Origin of the sequence: Pseudomonas nitroreducens TX1 (assembly GCF_000313755.1) — a bacterium.
Taxonomy (GTDB): Bacteria; Pseudomonadota; Gammaproteobacteria; order Pseudomonadales; family Pseudomonadaceae; genus Pseudomonas; species Pseudomonas nitroreducens_A.
Window position 1 is genome coordinate 1 of sequence record NZ_AMZB01000092.1, and the last position, 21,589, is coordinate 21,589.

Here is a 21,589-nt window from a genome sequence, read left to right on the forward strand (position 1 = left end):
CCGCGTGGGCGGCGTGAACGGCGACGTCGCCTTCCGCGTGACCCTCGGGCAGGACGGCACCATCACCCTGGACCAGGTGCGCGCCATCGTGCACCCGAATCCGGGAAGCAACAACGAGGGCGTCAGTCTCGACCCGAACACCCTGGCACTGACTGCCACCATCACCGACAAGGACGGCGACAGCGCCACCGCCTCCATCGACCTGGATGACAAGCTGACCTTCCTCGATGACGGCCCGCGCATCACGGCCAGCACCAGCGCCGACATCGCGCTGAGCGTCGACGAAACCCACCTCGGCGTGCCGGACACCAGCAGCGCGTCGGTGGCCGACCTGTTCACCGCCCACTTCGGCGCGGACGGCGCCGGAACCATCACCTACACACTGGCCGGGGCCGACAATAGCGACAGCGGGCTCAAGGACACCGCGACCGGCCAGAAGGTCTACCTCTACAACACCGCCGACGGCATCGAAGGCCGCCTGCAGGGCACCGACACCGTGGCCTTCCGCGTGTATGTGGACGGCGACGGCAAGGTCACGCTGGAGCAGCTGCGGGCCCTCGCGCATCCGGACACCAGCAATCCGGACGACCCCCTCAACCTGCCCGGCCAGATCACCCTGACCGCCACCATCACCGACAAGGATGGCGACAGCGCCAGCGCCCAGATCGACCTGGGTAGCAAGCTGACCTTCCTCGATGACGGCCCGAGCATCGCTCCCTGCCTGGACGCCGACATCAGCCTGGAGGTGGACGAGTCCAACCTGTCGAACGACGCCCGCGTCGAAGTCAGCCTGGTGTCCCAGCTGTTCACGCCGAACTTCGGCGCTGACGGCCCGGGGACCATCACCTACAAGGTGACCACCGTCGATGGTACCGACAGTGGCGTGAAAACCACCCAGGGCGAGAGCATCCTGCTGTACAACGTCAATGGCACCGTGGTCGGCAAGGTGGCCGGCACTGGCGCCATCGCCTTCGTGGTCAGCGAGGACCAGGGCGCGCTGATGCTCGACCAGCGCCTGGCGCTCAAGCATCCCGATACCACCAACCCGGATGAGGCGCTGCGCCTGCCCGACGGCAAGATCACCCTCACCGCCACCATCACCGATGGCGACGGCGACAAGGCTTCGGCCCAGGTCGACCTCGGCACCAAGATGGTGTTCTACGACGATGCGCCGACCCTCAACGCGAATGCCCAGGGCGCTCCCAGCCTGGTAGTGGACGAGACCAACCTGGCCAACAATGCCAGTGCGGACTTCTCCGGCCAGTTCAACGGCAACTACGGGGCGGACGGCCAGGGCTCGCTGACCTACAAGGTCGAAGCGGTCGCCAACGGCGCTGACAGCGGCCTGCAGACCAGCCAGGGCCAGACCATCCTGCTGTTCAACGAAGGCACCAGCGTGGTCGGCCGCGTGGGCGGCCCGGCCGGTGCAGTCGCCTTCAAGGTCACGGTAGCCGATGGTGTAGTGACCCTCGACCAGCAGATGGCGCTCAAGCATCCGAACGCCAGCAACCCCGATGACGCGCTGAGCATCGCCGGCGGCAAGATCAACCTGGTCGCCACCATCACCGATGGCGACGGCGATTCCAGCCATGCCGAACTGGACCTGGGCAGCCGCCTGACCTTCAAGGACGACGGCCCGAGCGTCAGCGCCAGCAGCCAGGGCGCGCCGGTGCTGACGGTGGACGAAACCAACCTGGCGATCAACGCCAGCGCGGACTTCACCGGGCAGTTCAGCAGCACCTTCGGCGCCGATGGCGCCGGCAGCCTGACCTACCAGCTCAGTGCCGTTTCCAATGGCCTGGACAGCGGCCTGAAGACCACCAGCGGCCAGACCATCCTGCTGTTCAACGAAGGCGGCAGCGTCGTCGGCCGCGTCGGCGGGGACCAGGGCGCCATCGCCTTCAAGGTCACTATCGCCGGTGGCGTGGTCACCCTCGACCAGCAGATGGCGCTGCAGCACCCCAACGCCAGCAACCCCGATGACTCGGTCAGCCTGCTGAACAACAAGATCATCCTGGCCGCCACCATCACCGATGCCGACGGCGACTCGCTTTCCGCCAACCTCGACCTGGGCGGCCGGCTGGTCTTCAAGGACGATGGCCCGAGCATCAGCGCCAACGCCGGCCAGGCGCCGGTACTGACGGTGGACGAAACCGTGCTGGCCACCGACGCCAGCGGCGACTTCAGCGGCGCCTTCACCGCCAATGGCGGCGCCGATGGCGGCACCGTCAGCTACGGCCTGTCGGCCACCACCGGTACCGTCAGCGGGCTGCAGACCACCAGCGGGCAGAGCATCGTGCTGGTCAAGGTCAGCGATACGCTGGTGGAAGGTCGTGTGGGCGGCGCGGGCGGCCCGGTTGCCTTCAGCCTGAGCCTGAACAGCGCCACGGGCGTGCTTACGCTGGACCAGCAACTGGCGCTCAAGCATGCCGACGCCACCAACTCCGATGATTCGGTCAGCCTGCTGGGTAGCAAGATCGCCCTGGTGGCGACCATCACCGACGGCGACGGCGATCAGCAATCCGCCAGCCTCGACCTGGGCGGCAAGCTGGTGTTCAAGGACGATGGCCCCGTGCTCATCGCCGGCGGCAGCGTCACGGGCCAGGTCATGGAGGATGCACTGCCGGGGGGCAACCCCGATGGCGCCAGCGACACCACCACGGCCACGGGTTCGCTCAGCAGCCTGGTGAACTTCGGCGCGGACGGCCCCGGTGCCTTCTCGCTGACCGGCAACACCGCCTCGCTGAGCGCACAGAACCTGACCTCCGGCGGCGTGGCGCTGAGCTACAGCGTGGTGGGCAACCTGCTGACCGCCATGGCCGGTGCCAAGACCATCTTCACCTTGTTGGTGGATGCGGCGGGGCACTACGAGTTCAAGCTGCTCGGCCCGCTGGACCACCCGCTGCACAATGGCGATGACGGCGAGCAGCTGACGCTCAACCTCGGCGGCGTAATCAAGGCCACCGATGGCGACGGCGACCCGGTCAGCCTGGGCGCAGGCTCGCTGGTGATCCATGTGCAGGACGACCTGCCGGTGGTGCACAGCGAACCGCCGTGCCAGGACGTCTCCGACTCCCAGGGCTTCATCCTCACCGGCAACCTGGATGTCAGCTTCGGCGGCGATGGCCTGGGCGCCTTCGACCTCAGCGGCAACACCGCGCCGGATGGCCTGACCTATGTGGTCACCCAACTGACCGGTGGCGGTTCGCAGCTCACCGCCTATGACGGCAACAACCAGCCGTTCTTCGTCCTCAAGGTCAATGCCGATGGCAGCTACAGCTTCGAGGTGGTGAACTCGCGGCCGACCACCTCGGTGGACTACGACCTGACCAAGGTCTCCGCCGGCGGCCCGCAGACCTCCATTGTCCTCAATGCCGATGGCCTTACCGCCACCTTCACCAGCCCGGGCAGCGTGGTGAACCCGTCCAACAACGGCATGGGCGTAGGCGGCAACAACCTGATCGACACCGGCGAGAAGCTCAGCGTCGCGTTCAACGAAAAGGTCTATGACGCCAGCTTCGACGTGCAGAAGCTCTCCACCAGCGATGTACTGACCTGGAGCGTCTACGGCGAGGGCGGCACCTTGCTGGCCAGCGGCACCTACTCGCCTCCGGCCGGAACCGGGGAGGGCGATGCCACCCACTGGAACCTGCTCACCGACGGTCACTTCACCTCAGGCTCGGCCTACCAGTTGTCGCAGACCGGTTTTACCAGTGTCGTGCTGGGCAGCTCCGGCGGTGATTACCGGGTTGCCAGCATCGAGGTGAAACAGTCCGTGCTGCCCCAGGACCTGGACCTCAACTTCCACCTGGGCATCACCGACGGCGACGGCGACGCCACCAGCCTCAACCTGTGCCTGGACCTGAGCACGCCCAACCCGCTGCTGGTGGTGGGCAGCAATGACCATGACAGCGGCTCGTCCACCAGCCAGCACACCATTCCCAACCCCAGCGATGCCGACAAGAGCGGCGACATTCTCGGCGGCAACGGCAACGACGTGCTGGTGGGCGACAAGGGCGGCGTCTCGGTGTCTACCACACCGGGCAAGAACTACAACATCGCCCTGGTCCTGGATCGCTCCGGCAGCATGAACGAGCTGGGCGGGCCTGACCGGCTGGCCTTGGCGAAGAACGCCCTGATCAATCTGCTCAACCAGGTCAAGGGCCATGATGGGGTGATCAACGTCGCGCTGGTATCCTTCGCCAGTTCCTCGACCATCGCCACCCTGGCCGGGCTCAACAGCAGCAACGTGCAGGGCATGATCGACAAGATCAATGCGCTGACCGCCGACGGCAACACCAACTATGAGGCCGCGCTGAAGTCCGCCAGTGCCTGGTTCGCCGGACAGGTGGGAGGCGGCGCGGATGCGGCGCACAACTACGTCAACCTGGCGTTCTTCCTCACCGACGGCAACCCGACCACCTTCAATGGCGACTCGACCAACTCCGGCAACAGCACCGAGTACAACGACGTGCAGAAAGCGCTGGTGGCGGGTGCCGACATGCTCAATGGCACCGGTGTGTTCGCCGGCGCCAACCATGTCTGGGTGAATGCCATCGGTATCGACGACGGCGTCAACACCAATATCCTGCGCTTCTTCGACAACACCAACACCGTGGGCACCGGGACCATCGACTTCGGCAAGACCGATGTAGTCGGCAATGTCGGCCAGCCGCAGATCATCCACACCGGCAGCGAACTGACGACGGCTCTGCAGGAGGGCGTGAGCAATGTCTCGCCGGCGCCGGTGGGTAACGACCATCTGGTGGGCGGTTCGGGCAATGACATCATCTTCGGCGATGTCATCAACACCGACGGCCTGTCCTGGGCCGGCCATGCCGCGGGTTCGCACAACGGCCAGGGCTTCCAGGGGCTGGTGGACTACCTGACCGCCACCAACGGCGGCGCGGCACCCACGTCCGGGCAACTGCTCGATTACATTGCCGCCCATGCCCAGGAACTCAACGTCAGCGGTGACACCCGCGGCGGCGACGACATCCTCGAAGGCGGCGCCGGCAATGACCTGATGTTCGGCCAGGGCGGCAACGACAAACTGATCGGCGGGCCCGGCGACGACATCATGTTCGGCGGCACCGGAGCCGACGAGTTCGTCTGGAAAGCCGGCGACACCGGCCACGATGTGATCAAGGACTTCAGCATCGCCGAACATGACGTGCTGAACTTCGCCGACCTGCTGCAAGGGGAAGCGGCTACCGCCTCGTCGCTGGCGCACTACCTGACCTTCTCGGTCAACACCGGCACCACCACCATCGGCGTCAGCCCCACCAGTGGCGGCGCCGTCACCCAGACCGTCGACCTGGCCAACGTCGACCTCGCCGCCAAGTACGCGGGCCATGCCGGTAATGGTGTGCTCTCGGCGGGGGATACCCAGACCGTGCTCAACGGCCTGCTGGGCGATCACGCGATCAAGACCGACACCGTCTGACCCTGTGTGGGACCCGTCGAAACCGCCGCCTTCGGGCGGCGGTTTCGTTTGCTTCCCGCCCAACGAGGGTGGGGGCACAGTCATACGGCTGGTGAATAATCGTCGCAGTGTGTCCTCAGCGGCGCTTATCCTCGGGCCACACCTTTCCTCAGTCCAACAACAAGCAACGAGGTTTCCCATGCGCGAAGTGGTGATCGTCGACAGCGTCCGTACCGGCCTGGCCAAGTCCTTCCGTGGCAAATTCAACATGACCCGTCCGGACGACATGGTCGCCCATTGCATCGACGCGCTGCTGGCGCGCAACAACCTCGATCCGCTGCTCGTGGACGACTGCGTGGTCGGCGCCGGCTCCAACGAAGGCGCCCAGGGTCACAACATCGGCCGCAACGCCGCCGTGCTGTCGCGCCTGGGCATCCACGTCGCCGGCATGACCCTGAACCGCTACTGCTCCTCGGGCCTGCAGGCCATCGCCATTGCCGCCAACCAGGTGGCTTCGGGATGCAGCGACATCCTGGTGGCTGGCGGCGTCGAGTCCATCACCCTGACCATGGGCAAGCAGAACCTCGACAACTTCGTGAACCCGCGCCTCAAAGAGGAATTCCCCGGCATCTACTACCCCATGGGCCAGACCGCCGAGATCGTTGCCCGCCGTTACAACGTCACCCGCGAGCAGCAGGACCTGTACGCCCTGCAGAGCCAGCAGCGCACCGCCCGCGCCCAGGCCGAAGGCCTGTTCGACGACGAAATCGTGCCGATGAGCGTGAAGTACCTGGTGGAAGACAAGGCCACCGGGGAAAAGAAAGTGCTCGACGGCGTGGTCGACCGCGACGACTGCAACCGCCCGGACACCACCCTCGAAGGCCTGAACTCCCTCAAGCCGGTGTTCGCCGAAGACGGTTCGGTCACCGCCGGCAACGCCTCGCAGCTCTCCGACGGCGCCTCGATGACCCTGGTCATGAGCCTGGACAAGGCCCTGGAACTGGGCCTGAAACCCAAGGCCTTCTTCCGCGGCTTCACCGTGGCCGGCTGCGAGCCGGACGAGATGGGTATCGGCCCGGTGTTCTCGGTGCCCAAGCTGCTCAAGGCCAAGGGCCTGCAGGTCAGCGACATCGACCTCTGGGAACTCAACGAAGCCTTCGCCTCTCAGTGCCTGTACGCCCGTGATCGCCTGGGCATCGACAACGAGAAGTACAACGTCAACGGCGGTTCCATTTCCATCGGCCACCCGTTCGGCATGACCGGCTCGCGCCAGGTCGGCCACCTGGTGCGCGAACTGCAGCGTCGCAACCTGCGCTACGGCATCGTCACCATGTGCGTGGGCGGCGGCATGGGCGCCACCGGGCTGTTCGAAGCCGTTCGCTGAGCACGGCGGGCGAGGGCACCAGTCCTCGCCTGGATGGCACCGATCGCTCCACGCAAGCGGTTCGGTGCCCTGAGAGCCCCCGGCGGTGACGCCGGGGGTTTTTTATTGCCGCTGCCGGGGAGCACTCTCGATGCCGGGTTCGCTCGTCTGGTTGTCGGCCGGCAGAAAAACAAACCCCGGCACCGGGCCGGGGTTCCTGGTCGCAGCCTCGCTGCTCGCCGTTACGGCATCCGCGCAAACAACGCCGCGGCCTGCCGCATGCGATCGATGTACTGCGCCACCTCGCGCTCGGCATCGAAGCGGGTGAAATAGGGCCCCTCCAGGGTCCCTTCGCGAGTGGAGAAGAAGTACTGGCCATTGACCGCGCTGATGCGGTCGCTGCGGTAGTGGGTGGCCGCCTGGCTGTCGTTGACCCGTTGTCCCAACATGAATCCCACCTCCCGAGCCGAAGAAAATAATTAAATCGAGTGTATGCCGCAAAGCCGCGCCCTGCCTGGGCTGCAGCGGGCAGGCGACGAACGGCGAACGACTGTTTCAGCGGCGAAACACTCACCGGCTTGGGCTTCGTGTTCACTTGACTATGCTCAGTATCCGGCGGCGGTCGCCGTCGAGCAGGGTCCGGAAAAGAGATAATTCGGTTATAAGAATGTCGAAATATATTCTTTTTAATGAGTAATGACCTTGTGCATAGTGGCTACCAACACGAACAAGGAGAGACCCATGAGCTTGCGACTTGGCGACATCGCCCCCGACTTCGAACAGGAATCCAGCGAAGGCCGCATCCGTTTCCATGAGTGGCTTGGCAACAGCTGGGGTGTTCTGTTCTCCCACCCGGCCGACTTCACCCCGGTATGCACCACCGAGCTGGGCCTGACCGCCAAGCTCAAGGACCAGTTCGCCGCCAAGGGCGTTAAGGTCATCGCCCTGTCCGTCGACCCGGTGGACTCCCACCTGAAGTGGATCGACGACATCAACGAGACCCAGAACACCGTGGTCAACTTCCCGATCATCGCCGACGCCGACCGCAAGGTCTCCGAGCTGTACGACCTGATCCACCCGAACGCCAACGACACTCTCACCGTGCGTTCGCTGTTCGTCATCGACCCGAACAAGAAGGTGCGCCTGACCATCACCTACCCGGCGAGCACCGGGCGCAACTTCAACGAGATCCTGCGTGTCATCGACTCGCTGCAGCTCACCGACAACCACAAGGTCGCAACGCCGGGCAACTGGCAGGATGGCGACGACGTGGTGATCGTGCCCTCGCTCAAGGACGAGGAAGAGATCAAGCAGCGTTTCCCCAAGGGCTACCGTGCGATCAAGCCCTACCTGCGGCTGACCCCGCAACCGAACAAGTGACTCTCCGCTCCCCATCCGGGGAGTCACTGTACGAGCAAACCTCGAGCGGAAATCGGGCCGGTCCGCCGGCCCATTTTTTATCCTTCATGCGCGGACCACGCCGCGCTTTTTTATTCAGCTCTGCTCTCTAATCCGATCTATTCGATCTGACTTGCCCGCCAAACGGGAAGAAGACGCAAGCCCCGCCAAGGAGAAGACCATGGGTCATTCCACCTGGCGCCGCAGCCTGGCCGTCGCTCTTCTCGCGAGCCTGCCGATCGGCGCCTACAACAGTTCCGCACAAGCCGCCGACGCACCGAAAGAGGTGCGTCTGGACTACGCCTACTACGCGCCCACCAGCCTGGTGCTCAAGCACTTCGGCTGGCTGGAGAAGTCCCTCAAGCCGCAGGGCACCGAAGTGCGCTGGGTGTTCAGCCAGGGCAGCAACCGTTCCCTGGAATACCTCAACGCCGGCAGTACCGACTTCGCCTCCACCGCGGGGCTGGCCGCCGTACTCAGCCGCGCCAACGGCGCGCCGCTGAAGACCGTCTACATCGCCAGCCGGCCGGAGTGGACCGCGCTGGTGGTGCCCAAGGATTCGCCGCTGAAGTCCGTCGCCGACCTCAAGGGCAAGAAGATCGCCGCCACCAAGGGTACCGATCCCTACCTGTTCCTCCTGCGCAGCCTGCAGCAGGCGGGGCTGGACAAGAACGACGTGGAGATCGTCCACCTGCAGCATCCTGACGGCCGCGCCGCGCTGGAGCAGGGCAGGGTGGACGCCTGGGCCGGCCTCGATCCGCACATGGCCGCCAGCGAACTGCAGGCTGGCTCGCGGCTGCTGTACCGCAACGTCGACTTCAACAGCTACGGCGTACTCAGCGTCACCGAGCAGTTCGAGCAGTCGCAGCCGGAGCTGATCAAGCAGGTCATCGCCGCCTATGAAGAGGCGCGCCAGTGGGCCATCGCTCATCCGGAGGAAACCGCGAAGCTGCTCGCCGAGGAAGCCAAGCTGCCGCTGGAAGTGGCCAAGCTGCAACTCTCGCGCACCGACTTCAGCAAGCCGCTGCCGGGCGCCGAGCAGGTGGCCGCACTGAAGGCCGCCGCACCGATCCTGCTGGACGAGCAACTGGTGCGTCCGGGGACCGACGTCACTTCCGTGGTCGATCAACTGATTGCCCCGCAACTGGCCGGCGAGGTGATTGGCAAGGCTGGCGCTGTCGCCAAGGCGGAGCAGTAATCCATGCCAACCCAGAGCCTGCGCCTCGCTCGCCAGCGCCGCCTGCCAAGGCTGCGCTGGCCGCGACTGAGCTGGCGCGCCTGGCTGCTGCCGCTGCTGCTGTGCGCGGGGCTGGAGCTGGTGGTACGCGTCGGCTGGCTGCCCGAGCACCAGATGCCCGTGCCCAGCAGTGTCGCGCTGACGCTCTGGCAACTGGCCCAGGGCGAGCTGTGGAGGCACGTGGCGGCCAGCCTCGCACGGGTGGCTGCCGGCTTCTCTATCGGCGCGGCGTTGGCCATCCTGATCGGCACCTGGGTCGGCCTCAGCCAGCGTGCCGAGGCTTATCTCGAACCGACTTTCCAGGCGCTGCGGGCCATTCCCAGCCTCGCCTGGGTGCCGCTCCTGCTGCTCTGGCTGGGCATCGACGAGACGCCGAAAATCGTGCTGATCGCCCTCGGCGCTTTCTTCCCCGTGTATCTCTCGCTGGTAGCCGGCGTGCGTAACGTCGACCGCAAGTGGGTCGAGCTGGGCCGCTTGTATCACCTCTCGCCCTTTGCCCTGGTGCGGCGCATCCTCCTGCCGGCCGCGCTGCCGAGCCTGTTCACCGGCCTGCGCGGCGCGCTGAGCCTGAGCTGGATGTTCCTGGTCGCCGCCGAGCTGATCGCCGCCACCCGTGGCCTGGGCTATCTGCTCAGCGACGGCCGGGAAACCTCGCGGCCGGACATCGTCATCGCCGCCATCCTGGTGCTGGCGGTGCTCGGCAAGCTCAGCGACAGCCTGCTGAAGGCGCTGGAGCAGCGCGCGCTGGCCTGGCGCGATACCTTCCTGGGCAATGGAGAGAGCTGATGAGCGCCTTGCTGGAACTGCGTGATATCCGCAAGAGCTTCTCCGGCGTGCGGGTGCTGGACGACGTCAGCCTGAGCCTGGCGCCGGGCGAAGTGGTCAGCCTGCTCGGCCCCAGTGGCTGTGGCAAAAGTACCCTGCTGCGCATCGCCGCCGGGCTGGACGACGAGTTCGCCGGCTCCCTGGAGCGCAACCCGCTGCTGGGTTTCGGCCCGGACGGCGACACCGGTCGTGGCGGCGGTGGCGTCGGCGTGGTGTTTCAGGAGCCGCGCCTGCTGCCCTGGCTCACCGTGGCGCAGAACATCGGCTTTGCCGATGGCTGGCTGGCCGACGACCACCGCATTGAGCACCTGCTGCGCGATGTGGGGCTGGAGGGCAAGGGTGACCTGCTGCCCAAGCAGCTCTCCGGTGGCATGGCCCAGCGCGCGGCCATCGCCCGTGGCCTCTATGGGCGGCCGCAAGTGCTGCTGCTGGACGAACCCTTCAGCGCGGTGGACGCCTTCACCCGCATCCGCCTGCAGGACCTGATCCAGCAGCTGGCGCTGGAGTACGACATCAGCATCCTGCTGGTTACCCATGACCTCGACGAAGCCTTCTACCTCAGCGATCGCGTGCTGCTGCTGGGCGGCACGCCCAGCCGCCTGCGCCGCGAATTCCCCGTGCCGCTGCCGCGCCCGCGGGACCGTCGCGCCGTCGAGCTGGCCTTCCTGCGCGGCGAAGCGCTGACCGAGCTGCACCAGTCCCACGTCATCTGACCTTCACCGCCCTGTAGGAGCGAGCTTGCTCGCGAACGCTCTTCGGTAACTCCGACGTGAAGCGGTTCGCGAGCAAGCTCGCTCCTACGTTAAAAACAAAATCGTATAACTAAATGAATAAATACCATTTATTGGAATATGAGGAGGGCTGTTAAGGTCTATGCACATTGGTTAGCAGGACGGCATTTGTACCGGCCTGATCGTTATAAGGAAGCGAGCAGATGTATGTAGTCACCCTTGCCGGCAGCCCCAGCCAGCGTTCCCGTTCCGGTGTCCTCCTGGACATCGCGCGGAACTGGCTGCACGCCCACGGCGCCGAGGTGCGCTCCTACAGCGTGCACGACTTCCCAGCCGAAGACCTGTTGCACGCGCGCTTCGACAGCCCGCGGGTGGTTGAGCTGATCGAACAGATCCTGCGCGCCGACGGCCTGGTGATTTCCACCCCGGTATACAAGGCGTCCATCGCCGGTGCGCTGAAGGTCATCCTCGACCTGCTGCCGGAGCGGGCGCTGGCGCACAAGGTGGTGCTGCCCCTGGCAACCGGCGGCAGCAACGCGCACATGTTGGCAGTGGACTACGCCCTCAAGCCGGTCCTCGCCGCATTGAAAGCCCAGGAAACCCTGCACGGCGTGTTTGCCGAGGAGGGCCAGGTGCAATACCCCGAGGGCAATACCCCGGCGCGCCTGGAATCGACCCTCGAACACCGACTGCTGGAGTCGCTGGAACAGTTCCACGGCGCCCTGGCGCGCCGACCGAAACCCATCGACCCCAACCTGCTCAATGAGCGGCTGATCAACGCCCGCTGGAGCATCTGACCGACAAAACCCACGCAGGTGAACGCCAAGCCCCGACCCGGCAGGCGCCCACTGCGTCAATAACGAAAAGGCCCTCACCGTCCCGACAACGGGACCGCAGGTCCGGCAAGCACACTCGATGAAGGAGCACTCCCATGCGGACCCTCACTTTGCGTAGTGGACTGGCGGCCCTGCTGATCGCGGCCCTGTCCTACAACGCGCAGGCGGACGAACAGCCCGGCACCCTGCGTATCGGTTACCAGAAGTACGGCACCCTGGTGCTGCTCAAGGCCCGCGGCACGCTGGAGAAGCGCCTGGCCGAGCAGGGCGTCAAGGTGCAGTGGACCGAATTTCCCGGCGGGCCCCAACTGCTGGAAGGCCTGAACGTCGGCAGCATCGACTTCGGCGTCACCGGCGAAACCCCGCCGGTGTTCGCCCAGGCCGCTGGCGCCGATCTCGTCTACGTCGCCCATGAACCGCCGGCGCCGACCAGCGAAGCGATCCTGCTGCCCAAGGACTCGCCGATCAAATCCGTCGCCGAGCTCAAGGGCAAGAAAGTCGCCCTGAACAAAGGCTCCAACGTGCACTACCTGCTGGTGCGCGCCCTGGAGAACGCCGGCCTGAAATACAGCGACATCCAGCCCGTCTACCTGCCGCCAGCCGACGCCCGCGCCGCCTTCGAGCGTGGCAGCGTGGATGCCTGGGTGATCTGGGACCCGTACCAGGCCGCCGCCGAGAAACAGCTTTCCGCCCGCACCCTGGTGGATGGCACTGGCCTGGTGGATAACCACCAGTTCTACCTGGCAACCCGTCCCTATGCGAACCAGCACCCGCAGGTGATCACCACCCTGATCGACGAAGTGCGTTCGGTGGGCGAGTGGTCGCAGCACAACCCGCAGCAGGTTACCGACCAGGTCGCGCCGCTGCTCGGCCTGCCGGCGGACATCACCTTGACCGCCGTGAAGCGCCAGGGCTATGGCGCCCAGCCGATCACCCCGGAAGTGACCGCCGCGCAGCAGAAGATCGCCGACACCTTCACCGACCTGAAGCTGATTCCCAAGAAGCTGAGCATCAAGGACGTGGTCTGGACGGCTCCGGCCAAGGTGGCCGCGGCGCAGTAATGCGCACATACGAACAACTGATTCGCGATCCAACCCTCTCCCCCCGCCCTCTCCCTGAAGGGAGAGGGAGCTAAAGGCGCCGGCTGATACCACGGTTTCACCCTGCGCCGAACAGTCCCTCTCCCTGATGGGAGAGGGAGCTAAAAGCGCCGGCTGATACCACGGTTTCACCCTGCGCCGAACAGTCCCCTCTCCCTGATGGGAGAGGGAGCTAAAAGCGCCGGCTGATACCACGGTTTCACCTTGCGCCGAACAGTCCCCTCTCCCTGATGGGAGAGGGAGCTAAAAGCGCCGGCTGATACCACGGTTTCACCCTGCGCCGAACAGTCCCCTCTCCCTGATGGGAGAGGGAGCTAAAAGCGCCGGCTGATACCACGGTTTCACCTTGCGCCGAACAGTCCCCTCTCCCTGATGGGAGAGGGAGCTAAAAGCGCCGGCTGATACCACGGTTTCACCCTGCGCCGAACAGTCCCCTCTCCCTGATGGGAGAGGGAGCTAAAAGCGCCGGCTGATACCACGGTTTCACCTGCGCCGAACAGTCCCCTCTCCCTGATGGGAGAGGGAGCTAAAAGCGCCGGCTGATACCACGGTTTCACCCTGCGCCGAACAGTCCCCTCTCCCTTCAGGGAGAGGGTTAGGGAGAGGGGCTCTTGGCAGCGCGGCAAGGTTCGCCCCCGGGAGTGCAAGGCAAGACGTACACCCATCCCATCATCGCGCGGCTACGCCACGCCGGCGCGCTTATCTGGAGTAATTGCGATGAGTCTCGACATCTTCTGGTTCCTGCCGACCCACGGCGACGGCCACTACCTGGGTACCGCCGAAGGCGCCCGCGCCGTGGACCACGGCTATCTGCAACAGGTCGCCCAGGCCGCCGACCGCCTCGGTTTCGGCGGCGTATTGATCCCCACCGGCCGCTCCTGCGAAGACTCCTGGCTGGTCGCCGCCTCGCTGATCCCGGTGACCCAGCGCCTGAAGTTCCTGGTCGCCCTGCGCCCGGGCATCATTTCCCCGACCGTGGCTGCCCGCCAGGCCGCCACCCTCGACCGGCTTTCCGGCGGACGCGCGCTGTTCAACCTGGTGACCGGCGGAGACCCCGATGAACTGGCCGGCGACGGCCTGCACCTGAGCCACGCCGAACGCTACGAAGCCTCGGTCGAATTCACCCGCATCTGGCGTCGCGTACTGGAAGGCGAGACCGTCGACTACGACGGCAAGCACCTGCAGGTGAAGGGCGCCAAGTTGCTCTACCCGCCGATCCAGCAGCCGCGCCCGCCGCTGTATTTCGGTGGATCCTCCGATGCCGCCCAGGACCTCGCCGCCGAGCAGGTCGAGCTGTACCTGACCTGGGGCGAGCCGCCGGCCGCCGTCGCCGAGAAGATCGCCCAGGTGCGCGAGAAGGCTGCGAATCAGGGCCGCAGCGTGCGCTTCGGCATCCGCCTGCATGTGATTGTCCGCGAGACCAACGAGGAAGCCTGGAAGGCCGCCGACCGCCTGATCTCCCATCTGGACCAGGACACCATCGACCGCGCCCAGGCATCCCTGGCGCGCTTCGATTCTGTGGGCCAGCAACGCATGGCCGCCCTGCACGGCGGCAGCAAGGACAAGCTGGAAGTCAGCCCCAACCTCTGGGCCGGAGTCGGCCTGGTGCGTGGCGGCGCCGGCACCGCGCTGGTGGGCGATGGCCCGACCGTGGCGGCTCGCGTGAAGGAGTACGCAGACCTGGGAATCGACACCTTCATCTTCTCCGGCTACCCGCACCTGGAAGAGTCGTACCGGGTCGCCGAATTGCTCTTCCCGCACCTGGATATCGCCCGAGCCCAGCAACCGCAGGCGCGCGGCTACGTCAGCCCGTTCGGCGAGATGGTGGCCAACGACATCCTGCCCAAGGCCGCTTCGGCAAGCTGACAAAACCGTAGGGCGAATAACGCGCAGCGTTATCCGCCGTCGATCCCGAACGGTGGGTGAGGCCTTCCGCTTCATTCGCCCTACGACGAATCCGGAGTGATGAGATGAGCATTTCCAACAACCACGCCCAGCGCCTCGCGCCCTGGGCCCTGCCGGTGATCCTGCTGCTGATCTGGCAGCTCGCGGTGGAGTTCGGCTGGTTGTCCAGCCGCATCCTGCCGGCGCCCAGCGCCGTGGCCGAGGCCGGCTACCACCTGGTGGTCAGCGGCGAGCTCTGGCAGCACCTGGCGATCAGCACCTGGCGCGCCGCCGTCGGCTTCCTCATCGGTGGCAGCATCGGCCTGGTGCTGGGCCTGATCACCGGCCTGTCGAAATGGGGCGAGCGCTTCCTCGACAGCTCGGTGCAGATGATCCGCAACGTGCCACACCTGGCGCTGATCCCGCTGGTGATCCTGTGGTTCGGCATCGACGAGTCGGCGAAGATTTTCCTGGTCGCCCTCGGCACCCTGTTCCCGATCTACCTCAACACCTACCACGGCATCCGCAACATCGATCCGGGCCTGCTGGAAATGTCGCGCAGCTACGGGTTGTCGGGCTTTGCGCTGTTCCGCCAGGTGATCCTGCCCGGCGCGCTGCCCTCGATCCTGGTCGGCGTGCGCTTCGCCCTGGGCTTCATGTGGCTGACCCTGATCGTCGCCGAGACCATCTCCGCCAACTCCGGCATCGGTTACCTGGCGATGAACGCCCGCGAGTTCCTGCAGACCGACGTGGTGGTGCTGGCGATCCTGCTCTACGCCGTGCTCGGCAAACTGGCCGACCTCGCCGCCCGCGGCCTGGAACGTATCTGGCTGCGCTGGCACCCGGCCTATCAGGTGAAAGGAGGTGCGGCATGAACGCGGTGAACAGCTTGCCCAAGCAACTCAAGAAAGGCATCCCGCTGGCACTGGAAAACGTGCGCAAGCGCTTCGGCGAGCGCGAGGTGCTCAAGGGCATCGACCTGCGAATTCCCGCCGGCCAGTTCGTCGCCATCGTCGGCCGCAGCGGTTGCGGCAAGAGCACTCTGCTGCGCCTGCTGGCCGGGCTCGATGCAGCCAGCGAGGGCCAATTGCTGGCCGGCTCCGCGCCGCTGGAAAGCGCCCGCGAGGAGACTCGCCTGATGTTCCAGGACTCGCGCCTGCTGCCCTGGAAGCGGGTGATCGATAACGTTGGCCTGGGCCTGAAGGGCGACTGGCGCCCGAAGGCGCTGGAAGCGTTGGCGGCGGTGGGGCTGTCCGACCGCGCCAACGAATGGCCGGCGGGCTTGTCCGGCGGGCAGAAGCAACGCGTGGCCCTGGCCCGTGCGCTGATCCACCAGCCGCGCCTGCTGCTGCTCGACGAGCCGCTGGGCGCGCTGGATGCCCTGACCCGCATCGAGATGCAGCAACTGATCGAGACCCTCTGGCAGCAGCATGGCTTCACCGTGCTGCTGGTCACCCATGACGTCGCCGAGGCCGTGGCCATCGCTGACCGGGTGATCCTCATCGAGGACGGCGAGATCGGCCTGGACCTCAACGTCGACCTGCACCGGCCCCGTGCCCGCGGTTCAGCCAGGCTGGCCGCGCTCGAAGCCGAAGTGCTCGAGCGCGTGCTGTCGCTGCCGGCCCAGCCGCCTGAACCGGAGCCTGTTTCCCCACTGCCCACGCAATTGCGTTGGGCGCTCTGATCCCTGTTCATCCGTGAAAACCCCATTCTCCCAAGGAGCTACGCCATGACCATCAAAGCCATCAACGTCCGCAACCAGTTCAAAGGCACCATCAAGGAAATCGTCGAAGGCGATGTGCTGTCGGAAATCGACGTGCAGACCGCCGCCGGCATCGTCACCTCGGTGATCACCACCCGCTCCGTGAAAGAGCTGGAACTGGCCATCGGCAGTGAAGTGATCGCCTTCGTGAAATCCACCGAGGTCTCCATCGCCAAGCTGTGAATGCGGCGCTGGACAAGAACGGGCAGGCCGGAAACGGGCTGCCCGTTTTTCTTTGTGCGAGTGGTATCCGGGTTGCCGTTGTAGGAGCGAGCTTGCTCGCGAACCCCCCAACTCCGGAGCTGCCGGGTATGAGTTCGCGAGCAAGCTCGCTCCTACAGATCCGACCCACCTTTACGCCGGTGATTGCTGGCTAGAGCAATTGCTCTACTTCCCCTAGACTCCGCTCAAACCAACAAGAGAAAGGAGTCCCGCATGTCCCTCAGCCCCTCTGCCTTCGCGTTGCTCGGCCTGGTCGCCTGGACCGTGCTGCTGGTCCTGCTGGTGGTCAACCAGCGCGGCCTGCTGGTGCTGTCCGGCCGCATGAAGGTCAACGCCTTCGCCGCCGACGGCAGCAACACCCCCGGCACCTTCGGCCAGCGCCTGGTGCGTGCCCACGCCAACTGCGTGGAGAACGTGCCGCTGTTCTGCGCCGTGCTGCTCTACGCCATGGTCACCCAGCAGACGGTGATCACCGATCCGCTGGCGCCGACCTTGCTGGTGGCACGCATCGTCCAGTCGCTGGTGCATCTGGCCAGCACCTCGGCACTGGCGGTGTGGGTACGCTTCGCCGCGTTCCTCGTCCAGCTGGTCATCCTGATCTGGTGGCTGTTGCGCCTCTCGACCCTGCTCTGATTGGCAGCGACGCAGCGTCGTCGGCGGATGACCGGAACAGTTGCGCAGGCCAACTGTTCCTATGGGGCGATACCGCCATGACTTAGCATGGCGGACCGCACACGCGTCGAGGCTCCCATGCACGTTTCATCCGGCCGCTGGCAATTCGGCCTGTTTCTCGCCCTGGTCACCGCCGTCCTCTGGGGCATCCTGCCGATCAAGCTCAAGGAAGTCCTGAAGGTCATGGACCCGATCACCGTCACCTGGTTTCGCCTGGTGGTCTCCGGTGGCCTGCTGCTCATCTACCTGGGCTTCACCCGCCAGTTGCCGCGCTTCGCGCCGCTGGGCAAGCGCGGCAAAGGGCTGGTGCTGGTTGCCATCCTCGGCCTGACCGGCAACTACGTCTGCTACCTGATCGGCTTGCGCATGCTCACGCCCGGCACCACGCAACTGGTGATCCAGATCGCGCCGATTCTCCTGCTGCTGGGCAGCCTGGTGGTCTTCAAGGAGAGCTTCAGCATTGGCCAGGCGCTGGGCCTCGCCGTGCTGATCGCAGGCTTCGGGCTGTTCTTCAACCAGCGTCTGGCCGAGCTGTTCGGCTCGCTCGGCGAGTACACCACCGGCGTGCTGATCGTGGTCTTCGCCGCCTTCATCTGGACCTTCTATGGCCTCGCACAAAAGCAGCTGCTGACCCAATGGACCTCGGTCCAGGTGATGATGGTGATCTACCTGGGCTGCGGCGCACTGCTGACGCCCTGGGCGCATCCGCTGGAGGCGCTGGACCTCTCGGCGCTGCAGGGCTGGCTGCTGCTGGCCTGCTGCCTGAACACCCTGGTGGCCTACGGTGCCTTCGCCGAGGCGCTGGCGCACTGGGAGGCTTCGCGGGTCAGCGCGACCCTGGCGATCACCCCGCTGGTGACCTTCGCCTCGGTGGTGCTGGCCGCCTCGCTGTGGCCGGATTTCGTCCTGCCCGAAGACCTCAACGGCCTGGCCTATGTCGGTGCGCTGCTGGTGGTCGGCGGCTCGGCACTGACCGCGCTGGCCCCTTCGCTGTTGCGCAGCTACCGGGCGCGAAGGGCGCGTATCGCCGACCTCTGAGCCTGCTCGATGGCGGATAACGCCGGTGGCGTTATGCGCCCTACGGCACTGGACGTTGATCCGATGGGCTGGCAAAGAAACTGTAGGAGCGAGCTTGCTCCTCCTGCAGCTCCGGAAAGGTTGAACAGCAACGAAAACGGGCGCCCGAAGGCGCCCGTTTTCTTGTCACCGCAAGATTCAGTCGTTGGACGGACGAACCAGACGGTAGGCCACGGCACCGATCACGCCGCCCACCAGCGGGCCGACCCAGAACAGCCACAGTTGCTTCATGAAGGCCGGATCGGCGAACAGCGCCACGCCCAGGCTGCGCGCCGGGTTCACCGAGGTGTTGTCGATCGGGATGCTGATCAGGTGGATCAGGGTCAGCGTCAGGCCGATGGCGATCGGCGCAAAACCGGCCGGGGCCAGCTTGCTGTCGGTGGCGCCCATGATCACGAAGAGGAAGAACGCGGTCAGCAGTACCTCGATGGCCATCGCCGAGTGCAGGCTGTAGCCGGTCGGCGAGAGGGCGTCATAACCGTTGGCGGCGAAGCCGGCCAGCGCATCGAAGCCCGGCTTGCCGGAGGCGATGTAGAACAGGACGGCACCGGCGATCACGCCGCCGATGCACTGGGCGACGATGTACGGCACCACATCCAGCGTGCGGAAGCGACCGCCGGCCCACAGGCCGAGGGTGACGGCGGGGTTCAGGTGGCAACCGGAGATCGGGCCGATGGCGTAGGCCATGGTGACCACGGTCAGGCCGAAGGCAAGGGCGACACCCAGGACGCCAATGGCGTGGGCGGCGAAGATGGCGCTGCCGCAACCACCGAACACCAGCCAGAACGTGCCGATCATTTCGGCGGAAAGTTTGCGAAGCATGCTGCCTCCAGAGGCAAGAGGAACCCCGGATTGGGGCGAGCGCATGCTAGGGAAGTCGCAGGTTGGCGCGGTGTAGGCGGTTTCCCAATGTGTTGGGAAAGCCTTCTGAACGCGCAGGATTGTAGGTCGACGGCGAGGCGGACAACGCCTCGCGCGTCATCCGCCGTCGTCTCAGACCTGCGTGCCCAACTGTTCCGCCCGGCGCAGCCAGCCCTGCCGTTGCTCCTCGCCGGAGCCGCGCACCGGGCTGAATTCTTCCAGGTGGTGCAGGGCGATGCCGCAGGGCGCGAGGATGCAGCGGGTCATCTGCCGGTGGGCCGGAGCGCCCTGGCGCAGGCGGTAGTGCCAGTGGGTCTGGTCGTGGCTGACCAGCAGGTCGGCGCTACGCCCGCCCAGCAGTGGCTCGAACTCGCGGGACTCCAGCGAGCGGTAGCGGAAGGCGAAGCCCGGTTGCAGCACGCGGTCGAAGAAGCCCTGCAGCAACGCGGGTAGGCCGCCCCACCAGATCGGGTAGATGAAGGCGATGTGCTGCGCCCAGTGGATCTGCCGCTGGGCTTCGAGCACGTCCGGCTCCAGATTCTGGCTCTGTTCGTAGCCGCCGCGCAGCACTGGGTCGAAGTTCAACTCGCCGAGCCTGAGCATGTGCACCACATGGCCCTTGGCGCGGGCGCCGTGAGCGTAGGCCTCGGCCAGTGCATGGCAGAAACCGCCCGGCTTGGGCGAGCCCAGCACCAGCAGCACGCGCTTGCCGTCGCCCTCAAGCGGGGTTGCCCCGGAACGGGTCGGTTCAGCCATTCTGCCCGGCCTCCAGCATGGTCTCCGGGCGCACCCATTGGTCGAATTCGGCGTCGGTCAGGTAGCCCAGTTCCAGCGCGGCTTCGCGCAGGGTCTTGCCTTCGGCGTAGGCCTTCTTGGCGATCTCGGCGGCCTTGTCGTAGCCGATGTGCGGGTTGAGCGCGGTCACCAGCATCAGGCCGCGGTCGAGGTGCTCGCGCATCTTCGTCGCGTCCGGCTCCATGCCGGCGACGCAGTGGGTGTTGAAGTTGCGGCAACCATCGGCCAGCAGGCGCACGGACTCCAGCAGGTTGTGGATGATCACCGGCTTGTAGACGTTGAGCTGCAGGTGGCCCTGGCTGGCGGCGAAGGTGATGGCGGCGTCGTTGCCGAAAACCTGGCAGGCGAGCATCGACAACGCCTCGCACTGGGTCGGGTTGACCTTGCCGGGCATGATCGAGGAGCCCGGTTCGTTGGCCGGCAGTCTTACCTCGGCAAACCCCGCGCGCGGGCCGGAGCCGAGCAGGCGCAGGTCGTTGGCGATCTTCATCAGCGCCACGGCGAGGGTCTTCATGGCCCCGGCCAGGGTCACCAGCGGTTCGTGGCCGGCGAGGGCAGCAAACTTGTTCGGCGCGGAAACGAAGGGCAGGCCGGAGAGGTCGGCCAGCTCGGCGGCGATGGCGTCGGCGAATTCCTTCGGCGCGTTCAGCCCGGTACCCACGGCGGTGCCGCCCTGGGCCAGTTCGTAGACCGCCGGCAGCGCCGCGCGAATGGCGCGCTCGGCATAGTCCAGCTGGGCGACGAAGGCGGACAGCTCCTGGCCGAAGGTCACCGGCGTGGCGTCCATCAGGTGGGTGCGACCGGTCTTCACCAGGTTGGCGTGGCGCGCGGCCTGCTCGGCGAGGCCGCCGCTGAGCTCGGCGATGGCCGGCAGCAGGTCGTGCTGTACCGCCTGGGCGGCAGCGATGTGCATGGCGGTGGGGAAGCTGTCGTTGGAACTCTGCGCGCGGTTCACATGGTCATTGGGGTGCACCGGCTTCTTGCCGCCACGGCCGTTGCCGGCGATCTCGTTGGCGCGCCCGGCAATCACCTCGTTGACGTTCATGTTGCTCTGGGTGCCGCTGCCGGTCTGCCAGACGACGAGGGGGAACTGGTCGTCGTGCTCACCGGCGAGCACTTCGTCGGCGGCTTCCTCGATCAGGCTGGTGATGTTCTCCGGCAACTCGCCCAGTTGCGCGTTGACCCGTGCGGCGGCCTTCTTGATCAGCGCCAGGGCGTGGACCACGGCGAGCGGCATGCGCTGCCCACCGATGGCGAAGTTCTGCAGCGAGCGCTGGGTCTGCGCACCCCAGTAGGCGTCTTCGGGGACCTCGATGGGACCAAGGCTGTCGGTTTCGGTGCGGCTCATGGTGCTTCTCCGGAAAAAGGGTCTCGGCCAGTTTAGGCCGCTACGGGGCTTCC

General features: G+C 66.0%; 18 protein-coding genes. 14 read left to right on the forward strand and 4 right to left on the reverse strand.

Features of this window, described 5'->3' with window-relative positions:
• The first annotated feature begins 13 nt into the window (after positions 1-13).
• Both C167_RS33235 and C167_RS0107460 read left to right on the forward strand, forming a co-directional pair.
• Positions 14-5,446, forward strand: a complete 5,433-nt coding sequence (locus tag C167_RS33235) for a DUF5801 repeats-in-toxin domain-containing protein (protein WP_235154301.1) — start codon at positions 14-16, stop codon at positions 5,444-5,446.
• Between the two features lie 178 nt (positions 5,447-5,624).
• On the forward strand, positions 5,625-6,809 hold the full coding sequence (locus tag C167_RS0107460; protein WP_017517641.1) for a thiolase family protein: 1,185 nt from the start codon (positions 5,625-5,627) through the stop codon (positions 6,807-6,809).
• 221 nt (positions 6,810-7,030) lie between these two features.
• Here C167_RS0107460 and C167_RS0107465 read toward each other — a convergent pair whose 3' ends face one another.
• On the reverse strand, positions 7,031-7,237 hold the full coding sequence (locus C167_RS0107465; protein WP_017517642.1) for a DUF6316 family protein: 207 nt from the start codon (positions 7,235-7,237) through the stop codon (positions 7,031-7,033).
• A 292-nt stretch (positions 7,238-7,529) separates the two neighbouring features.
• Here C167_RS0107465 and C167_RS0107470 point away from each other — a divergent pair, with 292 nt between their 5' ends.
• The 12 genes from C167_RS0107470 to C167_RS0107525 all read left to right on the forward strand — a co-directional run bounded on the left by C167_RS0107470 (position 7,530) and on the right by C167_RS0107525 (position 18,493).
• Positions 7,530-8,168 (forward strand): peroxiredoxin, encoded by a 639-nt coding sequence (locus C167_RS0107470; protein WP_017517643.1) that lies wholly within the window; start codon positions 7,530-7,532, stop codon positions 8,166-8,168.
• 199 nt (positions 8,169-8,367) lie between these two features.
• Positions 8,368-9,384 carry an aliphatic sulfonate ABC transporter substrate-binding protein gene (locus C167_RS0107475; RefSeq protein WP_017517644.1) on the forward strand — a complete coding sequence of 339 codons (1,017 nt, stop codon included), beginning with the start codon at positions 8,368-8,370 and terminating at the stop codon, positions 9,382-9,384.
• A 3-nt stretch (positions 9,385-9,387) separates the two neighbouring features.
• Entirely contained in the window at positions 9,388-10,209 is an 822-nt protein-coding gene (locus C167_RS0107480; protein ID WP_017517645.1) for an ABC transporter permease, read from the forward strand.
• Complete coding sequence (locus C167_RS0107485) at positions 10,209-10,961, forward strand: ABC transporter ATP-binding protein (RefSeq protein ID WP_017517646.1); 753 nt, start codon at positions 10,209-10,211, stop codon at positions 10,959-10,961. The genes C167_RS0107480 and C167_RS0107485 overlap by 1 nt, the downstream gene beginning before the upstream one ends.
• A gap of 221 nt (positions 10,962-11,182) precedes the next feature.
• Positions 11,183-11,776, forward strand: coding sequence for an NADPH-dependent FMN reductase (ssuE, locus tag C167_RS0107490; RefSeq protein WP_017517647.1), 594 nt, complete (start codon positions 11,183-11,185; stop codon positions 11,774-11,776).
• 134 nt (positions 11,777-11,910) lie between these two features.
• Positions 11,911-12,876: a sulfonate ABC transporter substrate-binding protein gene (locus C167_RS0107495; RefSeq protein WP_017517648.1), complete on the forward strand. Its 966-nt coding sequence runs from the start codon at positions 11,911-11,913 to the stop codon at positions 12,874-12,876.
• 756 nt (positions 12,877-13,632) lie between these two features.
• Positions 13,633-14,781, forward strand: coding sequence for an FMNH2-dependent alkanesulfonate monooxygenase (gene ssuD, locus C167_RS0107500; RefSeq protein WP_017517649.1), 1,149 nt, complete (start codon positions 13,633-13,635; stop codon positions 14,779-14,781).
• A 104-nt stretch (positions 14,782-14,885) separates the two neighbouring features.
• Positions 14,886-15,674 (forward strand): aliphatic sulfonate ABC transporter permease SsuC, encoded by a 789-nt coding sequence (gene ssuC, locus C167_RS0107505; RefSeq protein WP_017517650.1) that lies wholly within the window; start codon positions 14,886-14,888, stop codon positions 15,672-15,674.
• Positions 15,671-16,483 (forward strand): aliphatic sulfonates ABC transporter ATP-binding protein, encoded by an 813-nt coding sequence (gene ssuB / locus C167_RS0107510; RefSeq protein ID WP_017517651.1) that lies wholly within the window; start codon positions 15,671-15,673, stop codon positions 16,481-16,483. Before ssuC ends, ssuB begins: the two co-directional genes overlap by 4 nt.
• A 45-nt stretch (positions 16,484-16,528) precedes the next feature.
• Entirely contained in the window at positions 16,529-16,744 is a 216-nt protein-coding gene (locus tag C167_RS0107515; RefSeq protein WP_017517652.1) for a TOBE domain-containing protein, read from the forward strand.
• A gap of 252 nt (positions 16,745-16,996) precedes the next feature.
• Positions 16,997-17,416, forward strand: a complete 420-nt coding sequence (locus C167_RS0107520) for an MAPEG family protein (protein ID WP_017517653.1) — start codon at positions 16,997-16,999, stop codon at positions 17,414-17,416.
• A 117-nt stretch (positions 17,417-17,533) separates the two neighbouring features.
• The gene (locus C167_RS0107525) at positions 17,534-18,493 is read left to right on the forward strand and encodes a DMT family transporter (RefSeq protein ID WP_017517654.1); all 960 of its coding nucleotides are present in this window, start codon (positions 17,534-17,536) and stop codon (positions 18,491-18,493) included.
• Positions 18,494-18,670: 177 nt separating this feature from the next.
• Here C167_RS0107525 and aqpZ read toward each other — a convergent pair whose 3' ends face one another.
• The 3 genes from aqpZ to C167_RS0107540 form a co-directional block, all read right to left on the reverse strand.
• Positions 18,671-19,354 carry an aquaporin Z gene (gene aqpZ, locus C167_RS0107530; RefSeq protein WP_017517655.1) on the reverse strand — a complete coding sequence of 228 codons (684 nt, stop codon included), beginning with the start codon at positions 19,352-19,354 and terminating at the stop codon, positions 18,671-18,673.
• Between the two features lie 171 nt (positions 19,355-19,525).
• A complete protein-coding gene (locus tag C167_RS0107535) occupies positions 19,526-20,149 on the reverse strand; it encodes an NAD(P)H-dependent oxidoreductase (RefSeq protein ID WP_017517656.1) in 624 nt (207 codons plus the stop codon).
• The gene (locus C167_RS0107540) at positions 20,142-21,536 is read right to left on the reverse strand and encodes a class II fumarate hydratase (protein WP_017517657.1); all 1,395 of its coding nucleotides are present in this window, start codon (positions 21,534-21,536) and stop codon (positions 20,142-20,144) included. Before C167_RS0107540 ends, C167_RS0107535 begins: the two co-directional genes overlap by 8 nt.
• Positions 21,537-21,589 lie beyond the last annotated feature (53 nt).